The organism is Mesobacillus sp. (assembly GCF_049588175.1).
GTDB lineage: Bacteria > Bacillota > Bacilli > Bacillales > Cytobacillaceae > Mesobacillus.
On record NZ_JBAVFI010000138.1, the window covers coordinates 1 to 9,355 of the forward strand.

The window sequence follows — 9,355 nt, forward strand, 5'->3', positions numbered from 1 at the left end:
AACGTACATATGTACAATCATCCTGCAGTGAGAAAAAATATGGAGACATTAAGGAGCTTTGGCTGTGATTTTATTGAACCAGCTGAAGGATATTTGGCCTGCGGCTACACAGGCAAGGGACGGCTTGAGGAACCTGAAAAGATTGTTGATCTTGCTGTCAAGTTTTTTAATAGGGAAACCGCGGAGCTTGCGGGCAAGACGGTTCTAATTACAGCAGGTCCTACCCGGGAGAAAATTGATCCGGTGCGATTTCTCACCAATCATTCAACCGGTAAGATGGGCTATGCGATTGCGTCGGAAGCAAAAAAGATGGGGGCGCGGGTCGTTCTTATTTCCGGTCCAGTCCACCTGGAAGCACCAAAAGGAGTAGAGCTCGTTTCGGTAGAAAGTGCTGAGGAAATGTACCTGGCAGCAATGGATCATTTCGAACATGCTGATGTCATCATTGGAACAGCTGCGGTAGCAGATTACCGTCCTAAATATGTGTATGAAGAAAAAATGAAAAAGAAGGAAGGCGAGGAGTTCCTTGAGCTTGAACGTACAAAGGACATCCTTTTCGAGTTAGGCAAAAGGAAGACTACTCAATTAATCATTGGATTTGCAGCCGAAACCACGAATGTAGAAGAACACGCAAAAGGCAAGCTGGTGAAGAAAAATGCTGATATGATTGTCGCGAACGATGTGAAACAAGCGGGAGCGGGATTCGGCACTGATACGAATATTGTCACGATCTACAATAAAAATGGAACCAATGTCAAATTACCGTTAATGGCAAAAACCGAGGTTGCCAGAAACCTCCTTTTAGAGGTCATTCAACTGATATCAAAGGAAGAACGCCTATGAATATAGCTAGTGTTATTGTCGATGTGCCCGCAAAGCAGACAGACAAAACCTTTGACTATAAAATTCCAGATAAATTCAAAGATGTCATTAAGCCTGGAATAAGGGTGATTGTCCCATTTGGGCCTCGGAAAATCCAGGGTTTTGTCACAGAGCTTAAAAATGAATCCAGTTTTTCAAAATTACGTGAAATTGCAGAGCCGCTTGATTTGAATCCTGTACTAAATGAAGAATTGCTAGAACTGGGAGAATGGTTAACGGAGCATACATTAAGCTATAAGATTTCCTCCTATCAGGCAATGCTCCCGGCTGCTCTGAAGGCGAAGTACGAGAAAAAAATTGTACTCGCAAGAGGTGCTGATCTTGCTGAGGTCCACAAAAAGCTTAAGGATCTTTTTATGGAAAGCCGTGAAATAAAATGGGATGACGCTGTCTCACAAGGGCTTGTTCAGCAGCTTCATAAGGAAGCCTCTGAAGGCAGGATTGAAGTCATCTATCAAGTAAAGGACAGGGTACGCAAAAAGCTCCTCAAGCACGTCTCCCCGGCTGCAGAGCCTGAGCAACTGAAAGAAATCAGGGGCAGCCTTTCGGCACAGGCATCGGGGCAGCAAGCAATTATAGATTTCTTTCTTGAACATCCTGAACCGGTGGAACAAAGACTCATCCTTACAACACTTGGGATTTCACAGGCATCCGTTAATTCGCTAGTGAAAAAAGGCGTTTTAAAGGTAGAAGAATTAGAGGTTTACAGAGATCCATACGCAGAACGAGAATTTGCCCGGAAAACCGCGTTGACGCTGACGGTGGAACAGGAAAAAGCAATTAGTCCTATTCTTTCTTCGATCGAGAATGAACAGCATGAGGTATTCCTTTTATATGGAGTGACAGGGAGCGGAAAGACGGAAATATACCTTCAATCCATTCAGGAGGTATTGAACAACGGAAAAGAAGCGATTGTTCTTGTACCGGAAATTGCGCTTACACCACAGATGGTCACTCGCTTCAAAGAGCGGTTTGGGGATTATGTTGCGGTCATGCACAGCGGCCTATCGGCCGGAGAAAAATATGATGAGTGGCGGAAGATTCAGCGCAAAGAAGTAAAGGTTGTAGTAGGGGCCAGGTCAGCGATCTTTGCTCCGTTTGAAAACCTGGGAATCATCATTATTGATGAGGAGCATGAAACAAGCTACAAACAGGAAGAAAATCCTCGATATCATGCAAGAGATGTTGCAATCCAGAGAGCTAAAACGTATAACTGCCCGGTGGTCCTTGGCAGCGCAACCCCATCACTTGAATCATTCGCGCGCGCGCAGAAGGGGAGGTACACATTGCTGTCCCTTCCAAAGAGGATGAACAACCAGGCTCTTCCAACTGTCGAAATAGTCGACATGAGAGAGGAGCTCCGCACAGGCAACCGGTCAATGTTTTCTGTAAAGCTGTTTGAAAAATTAAAGGACCGTATTGAGAAAAAAGAACAGACTGTCCTGTTTTTAAATAAGCGAGGCCACTCATCATTTGTCATGTGCCGAGACTGTGGCTATGTAATGAACTGTCCTCATTGTGACATCACGCTGACCTATCACAGGTATAATGAACAGATGAAATGCCACTATTGCGGTCATGAAGACAGGGTTCCAACCATATGCCCTGAATGCAATAGCGAGCATATCCGCTATTTTGGCACGGGAACGCAAAAGGTGGAAGAAGAACTCAATAAGCTCCTGCCAGAAGCGCGGGTCATCCGCATGGACGTGGATACAACTGGAAGGAAGGGCTCTCATGAGAGGCTTTTGACTGCTTTTCAGGAAGGCCAGGCGGATATTTTGCTTGGCACTCAAATGATCGCAAAAGGGCTTGATTTTCCTAATATTACGCTAGTTGGTGTTCTTTCTGCTGATACAATGCTGCATTTGCCAGACTTTCGCTCGTCAGAAAAAACATTTCAGCTGCTTACCCAGGTGAGCGGGAGGGCAGGCAGACATCAGCTTCCCGGTGAAGTTGTCATTCAGACATATACACCGGAACACTATAGTGTTGAGCTTGCTGGTACCCAGGATTACGACCTGTTTTACCAGCAGGAAATGATGGTCAGGAAAGTACATCAGTATCCGCCTTTTTATTTTATTTCACTAGTTACAGTCAGCCACGGAGAATTAATGAAGGTAGTGTCGGTCACCGAAAAGGTCGCCAAATTTATATCGTCCAGGCTTTCGAAGGAAGCAGTCGTCCTGGGGCCAGTTGCATCCCCCATTCCCCGTATCAACGATAGATATCGTTATCAATGTTTGATAAAATACAAAAAGGAACCAGAACTGAATAATGCTCTAAAGGCCATTCTAGATCATTATCAGCAGGAGATGGGGAAAGAAGGACTGCAAATTTCCGTTGATCTGAACCCTTATATCTTGATGTAAAAGATTTTGATGACCAGATTAATCTGTTTTTACACTTGCTGAAAAACATGGAGTTTACGGTAAAAGGCTCTTGAACAAACTAATAGTTAAACGAAAAATATATTTAATGGATTTATTGGAGGATTTATTTTGGCAGTACGAAAAATAGTTAACTACCCGGCAGATATTTTGGAGCAGGAATGCGAATTGGTTACAGTTTTTGATAAAAAGCTCGCAAAGCTGCTGGATGATATGTATGATACAATGATTGAATTTGATGGTGTTGGCCTGGCTGCTCCTCAAATTGATATAAATAAACAAATTGCCATCGTTGATATTGAAGATGCGCATGGAACGATTGAACTGATCAATCCAGAAATCATTGAAACTGGCGGTGAACAGACTGGGCCTGAAGGCTGTTTAAGCTTTCCTGGTTTATACGGTGAGGTCACACGGCCAAATTATGTTAAAGTCAAAGCACAAAACCGTAAAGGTAAAAGCTTTGAAATAGAAGCGGAAGCATTTCTTGCCAGGGCAATCCTGCATGAAATCGACCATTTGCATGGAGTGTTATTTACCTCAAAGGTTACTAGGTATATGGAAGAAGCCGAATTAGAGGAGCTGAACCAGGAATGACAAAAATAGTTTTTATGGGAACTCCGGATTTTTCCGTTCCTGTTTTAAGAAGACTAATCGATGACGGATATAATGTTATCGCCGTAGTTACCCAGCCTGACCGTCCAGTGGGCAGGAAACGATTGCTTACACCGCCTCCGGTTAAGTCAGAAGCGTTGAAGCATGACATCCCTGTTTACCAGCCGGAAAAAATTCGCCAACAGGGAGAACTGGATAAAATTCTTGAATTGGAGCCTGATTTAATCGTTACAGCAGCCTTTGGACAGATTTTGCCAAAACAGCTGCTGGATGCGCCTAAGTACGGATGCATAAATGTTCACGCTTCGCTTCTCCCTGAACTTCGCGGCGGTGCGCCGATTCATTATGCGATCATCCAGGGCAAAGAAAAAACAGGTATATCGATCATGTATATGGTTGAAAAACTGGATGCGGGAGATATCCTGACGCAAATTGAAGTACCGGTAACTGATACAGATACGGTTGGAACGCTTCATGATAAAATGAGTGCTTCAGGTGCGGACCTTTTATCAGAAACTATACCAAAGCTGTTAAAAGGTGAGCTTACACCTGTCCCTCAAAACGATGAAGAGGCAACATTTGCCTGGAACATCAAACGTGAACAGGAGAAAATTGACTGGACGAAGCCGGGAGAACAAATATATAACCATATCCGCGGCATGAATCCCTGGCCAGTTGCCTATACGACACTGAATGGTTCAGTACTGAAAATATGGGGCTCGGAGAAAGCTGCTTATTCAGTAAGCCAAGAGCCTGGAACGATTGTTAAACTTGAAGAGGATGGTTTCATTGTTGCTGCTGGTAATGGAACTGGAATAAAAATAACTGAGCTGCAGCCTGCGGGCAAGAAGAAAATGGATGCAAGGCAGTTTTTGCTTGGTGCAGGTTCGAACTTCGAGCCTGGAATTAAGTTAGGAGATCAAGATGAGTAAAAAGAAAAATGTAAGGGACGCTGCAGTCCAATTATTGGAGTCGGTCGAAAAGAACCAGGCATACAGCAATTTGCTGCTGAACAGCGCAATTGAAAAAAATGAAATCAATCCTATCGATATTGGTTTACTGACTGAGTTGGTCTATGGCACACTCCAGCGGAAAATGACACTCGATTATTACCTTAAACCTTTTATTGAGGAGAATAAGAAGCTGCAAAGCTGGGTCATCAATCTGCTTCGCATGACGGTTTACCAGATGGTGTATTTAGATAAAATTCCAGATAGAGCTGCGATATTCGAAGCAGTAGAGATTGCTAAGCGCCGCGGCCATAAAGGCATAGCCAGCCTTGTAAATGGGGTTCTCCGCAGCATCCAGAGAAAAGGGCTGCCGAGCTTGGATCGTATCGCCGACCCTGCAGAAAGAATTTCAATTGAAACAAGCCACCCATTATGGCTCGTCAAGAGATGGATCAGCCAATTCGGAACTGAAAGAACTCGTGAAATGTGTGAAGTGAACCTGACTGCCCCGCTGCAAACGGCAAGAGTCAATTTAACAAGAATATCGCGTGAAGAATGCCTTAACCTGCTCGAGGACGAAGGCTTTGAAGTTGAACCAAGTCCGATCTTACCAGAAGCAATCAAATGTCTGCGCGGGAACCTCGCATCCTCAAAAGCCTTTAAATATGGATTATTGACTATTCAGGATGAAAGTTCAATGCTGGTTGCGTATGCTCTTGGTATCGAAGAAGAGGAAGTAATCCTAGATGCTTGCGCGGCTCCTGGGGGAAAATCGTCACACATTGCTGAAAAGCTTGGCAACAGTGGGAAAGTAATCTCTCTAGATCTTCATGAGCATAAAGTTAAACTGATTGTAAAGAATGCGGAGCGTCTTGGATTAGAAAACATCGAAGCTCAGAAAATGGACAGCAGGCAGGCTGCAGAGCATTTTGAAAAAGAATCTGTTGACCGGATTCTGCTTGATGCTCCATGTTCTGGACTCGGTGTAATGAGACGGAAACCCGATATGAAGTATACGAAAAAAGAAAATGATTTAACTCAGCTTCAGTCAATTCAGCTTTCATTGCTAGAATCAGTAGCTCCGCTGCTTAAAGCGGGAGGCGCACTTGTATATAGCACTTGTACTGTTGACAAAGAAGAGAATCAAGAAGTCATTAATGAATTTTTGTTTGAGCATCATGAATTTGAAACAGATCTTGAATTTGCGAAAAGAATGCCGGAAGCAATCAAACCATTGATCAATGGCTTTGAAGTTCAGATTCTTCCGCAGGATTTTGGCTCTGATGGATTTTATATTGCTTGTTTAAGAAAGAAGGTAGAATAACATGGAACAGGAAAATTCAACGAGAAATGCTGCAACAGAAGATACAGGGAAACAGTCCATTTATTCCCTTCAGCTAGAAGAGCTGAAAAATTGGCTGAAGGAGCAAGACGAAAAACCATTTAGGGCTGAGCAGATCTTTGACTGGCTCTATAAAAAAAGAGCTGCCTCCTTCGAGGACATGTCGAACCTTTCGAAGGAATTAAGGGACAAGCTTACCCAGCATTTTGTGCTGACCACCATGAATACAATTATCCAGCAGACATCTTCTGATGGTACAATTAAGTTCCTTTTTGAGCTGCATGATGGTGTTTCAATTGAAACAGTGCTGATGAGGCATGAATATGGAAATTCTGTCTGTGTCACGACACAGGTTGGCTGCCGAATCGGCTGTACATTCTGTGCATCTACGCTTGGCGGATTAAAAAGAAACCTGGAAGCAGGAGAAATCGTTGCTCAGGTCGTAAAAGTACAACAGGCATTAGACCAAACAGATGAAAGAGTAAGTTCAATTGTAATCATGGGAATCGGCGAGCCGTTTGACAACTATGACCATATGCTTTCTTTCTTGAAGATCGTCAACCATGAAAAAGGCCTGAATATTGGTGCACGCCATATCACTGTATCAACAAGCGGCATCATCCCGAAGATTTATCAATTCGCGGATGAAAATATGCAGATCAATTTTGCGATCTCCCTGCATGCGCCGAATTCGGAGCTTAGAAGCAGGCTAATGCCAATCAACCGTGCGTACAAGCTTCCTGATCTAATGGATGCGGTCCGTTATTACGTAAATAAAACGGGCAGAAGGATCAGCTTTGAGTATGGATTATTTGGCGGTGTCAATGATCAGGTAGAGCATGCCGAAGAGCTGGCAAACCTGGTAAAGGGTCTTAAGTGCCATATCAATTTGATTCCCGTAAATTATGTTCCTGAGCGAGATTACGTAAGGACTCCAAAAAGCCAGATCTTTACATTTGAACGCACGCTCCGTGACAGGGGTGTGAATGTTACAATTAGAAGAGAACAAGGGCATGACATTGAAGCGGCATGCGGACAACTTCGAGCGAAGGAAAGAAAAGAAGAGACGAGGTGAAAAGATGAAGGCTGTTTTCATGACGGACAGGGGAAAAGTTCGCCTGCATAATGAAGACAACGGCGGCATCTTTATCAATCCTGACGGGCAGCGCCTTGCCATCGTAGCAGATGGCATGGGCGGCCACCGTGCAGGAGATGTTGCCAGTGATATGACAATCAAACATTTAAAAGGCCTTTGGGAACAATCATCTAAGATACATACAGCAGAAGAAGCAGAAAAATGGCTCAAAGAAGCGGTGTTAGAAGTTAATAAGCAATTATTCCAGCATTCTTTAAATAATACAGAGTGCGAAGGCATGGGGACGACTGTAGTCGGTGCCATCTGCACAAATATTTTTGCTACAGTCGTGAATATCGGTGACAGCCGCTGCTATTTATTGAATGAGTCGGGTTTCAAGCAATTGACTGAGGATCATTCACTCGTCAACGAGCTTGTACGTTCAGGCCAAATCACAAAGGAAGACGCTGAACATCATCCGCGGAAAAATGTGCTGTTAAGAGCACTAGGTACTGAGGAATCCGTAGAAATGGATTTAAAAACGATTACCTTTGAAGAAGGCGATGCATTACTGCTATGTTCAGACGGTCTATCTAATAAAGTAGGCCTTGAGGAAATGCAAGGTGTCATAATGAATGAATTGCCTCTAGAAGAGAAGGCAGCAGAATTTATCAAAAGGGCCAACCAATACGGCGGCGAAGATAATATCACTCTTGCTATCGTCGAATATCAGGAATTCAACGAGGGCAGGTGAAGAAAATGATTATCGGAAAAAGAATCAGCGGACGCTATAAAATATTGGATATGATTGGCGGCGGCGGTATGGCGAATGTCTATCTAGCCCACGACATGATTCTTGACAGAGATGTTGCTGTTAAAATGCTGCGTCTGGATTTTGCCAATGATGAAGAATTTATCCGCAGATTCCACAGGGAAGCTCAATCGGCTACCAGTCTTGCTCATCCAAACATTGTTAGTATTTATGATGTGGGAGAAGAGGACGGGCTATACTATATTGTAATGGAATATGTTGACGGGCAGACGCTTAAACAATACATACAGCAGCATGCTCCGGTCCCGGTTCAGGATGCACTGGATATTATGAAGCAGCTGACTTCAGCGATTTCACATGCCCATAATAACCATATCGTCCATCGTGACATTAAGCCGCACAATATATTGGTTGACAGTAATGGAACAGTGAAAATCACGGACTTTGGTATTGCGATGGCCTTGAGTGCCACTAGTATTACCCAGACAAATTCGGTGCTCGGATCTGTTCATTATCTTTCCCCTGAACAGGCAAGAGGTGGGATGGCGAATAAAAAGTCGGATATTTATTCGATCGGGATCGTCATGTTTGAGTTGCTTACAGGCAGGCTGCCATTCTCTGGAGAGTCAGCTGTCTCAATCGCTCTGAAACATTTGCAGTCTGAAACTCCTTCTTTAAAGCGTTGGAACCCGCAAATTCCACAAAGTGTGGAAAATATCGTTTTGAAGGCTACGGCTAAGGATCCCTTCCATAGATATGACAATGTAGATGAAATGGAAGATGATTTGCGAACAGCACTTGATGCCAGTCGCCTTAATGAAGGGAGATTTTTCATTCCAGTTGATGATGAGGCAACAAAGGCGATACCTATTATAACGAACGAACGACCGTTCCAGAACATGGATGAAACGATTGTCAGGAAGGAACAGCCTGTTCCAACCGACAAAACGAACCAGCCAAAGCCAGATAAAAAGAAAAGCAAAAAATGGCCGATCATCTTAACTCTATTGTTTTTGCTGATTGCTGGTGCAGGAATTGTAGCAGTGACAATGGGGCCTGATTTGTTCGGGCCAAAAGAAGTTGAAGTTCCCGAAGTTAGCGGAATGGAACTTGAAGAGGCAGTCGCAGAATTGATGACTGCAGGCTTTACCATTGGGGAACAGAAGGAAATCAGTGATGAAGAGGTAGAGGAAGGTCTAATCATAAAGACTAATCCAAAAGCTGGTAAAATGATCAAGGAAGGCAATGAAATAGATCTTTATATCAGTTCCGGGAAAGAGGAACTGGAGCTTTCGGATTACCGTGGCCGATTATTTGATGATGTAGTAC

At 43.7% G+C, this 9,355-nt stretch carries 8 protein-coding genes; all 8 read left to right on the forward strand.

Going from position 1 to position 9,355, the window contains the following annotated elements:
* Window positions 1-843, forward strand: an 843-nt coding sequence (coaBC, locus tag WB217_RS03390; RefSeq protein WP_423990642.1) for a bifunctional phosphopantothenoylcysteine decarboxylase/phosphopantothenate--cysteine ligase CoaBC, incomplete at its 5' end; no start/stop codon positions are given.
* A complete protein-coding gene (gene priA / locus WB217_RS03395; RefSeq protein ID WP_423990644.1) occupies window positions 840-3,254 on the forward strand; it encodes a primosomal protein N' in 2,415 nt (804 codons plus the stop codon). The genes coaBC and priA, both read left to right, overlap by 4 nt.
* A 129-nt stretch (window positions 3,255-3,383) precedes the next feature.
* Window positions 3,384-3,869 carry a peptide deformylase gene (gene def / locus WB217_RS03400; protein WP_423990646.1) on the forward strand — a complete coding sequence of 162 codons (486 nt, stop codon included), beginning with the start codon at window positions 3,384-3,386 and terminating at the stop codon, window positions 3,867-3,869.
* Window positions 3,866-4,819, forward strand: coding sequence for a methionyl-tRNA formyltransferase (gene fmt, locus WB217_RS03405; protein ID WP_423990648.1), 954 nt, complete (start codon window positions 3,866-3,868; stop codon window positions 4,817-4,819). Before def ends, fmt begins: the two co-directional genes overlap by 4 nt.
* Window positions 4,812-6,161 carry a 16S rRNA (cytosine(967)-C(5))-methyltransferase RsmB gene (gene rsmB / locus WB217_RS03410; protein WP_423990650.1) on the forward strand — a complete coding sequence of 450 codons (1,350 nt, stop codon included), beginning with the start codon at window positions 4,812-4,814 and terminating at the stop codon, window positions 6,159-6,161. The genes fmt and rsmB overlap by 8 nt, the downstream gene beginning before the upstream one ends.
* 1 nt (window position 6,162) lies before the next feature.
* Complete coding sequence (rlmN, locus tag WB217_RS03415) at window positions 6,163-7,254, forward strand: 23S rRNA (adenine(2503)-C(2))-methyltransferase RlmN (protein WP_423990652.1); 1,092 nt, start codon at window positions 6,163-6,165, stop codon at window positions 7,252-7,254.
* A 4-nt stretch (window positions 7,255-7,258) separates the two neighbouring features.
* Window positions 7,259-8,008, forward strand: coding sequence for a Stp1/IreP family PP2C-type Ser/Thr phosphatase (locus tag WB217_RS03420; RefSeq protein WP_423990654.1), 750 nt, complete (start codon window positions 7,259-7,261; stop codon window positions 8,006-8,008).
* A 5-nt stretch (window positions 8,009-8,013) separates the two neighbouring features.
* Window positions 8,014-9,355 (forward strand): Stk1 family PASTA domain-containing Ser/Thr kinase (pknB, locus tag WB217_RS03425; RefSeq protein ID WP_423990656.1); only part of this gene is annotated, 1,342 nt, incomplete at its 3' end.

Excerpts from the sequence above, each read along its gene's own strand:
- priA (WP_423990644.1), top strand. The coding sequence starts at position 840 with ATGAATATAGCTAGTGTTATTGTCGATGTGCCCGCAAAGCAGACAGAC.
- fmt (WP_423990648.1), top strand. The coding sequence starts at position 3,866 with ATGACAAAAATAGTTTTTATGGGAACTCCGGATTTTTCCGTTCCTGTT.
- rsmB (WP_423990650.1), top strand. The coding sequence starts at position 4,812 with ATGAGTAAAAAGAAAAATGTAAGGGACGCTGCAGTCCAATTATTGGAG.
- rlmN (WP_423990652.1), top strand. The coding sequence starts at position 6,163 with ATGGAACAGGAAAATTCAACGAGAAATGCTGCAACAGAAGATACAGGG.
- WB217_RS03420 (WP_423990654.1), top strand. The coding sequence starts at position 7,259 with ATGAAGGCTGTTTTCATGACGGACAGGGGAAAAGTTCGCCTGCATAAT.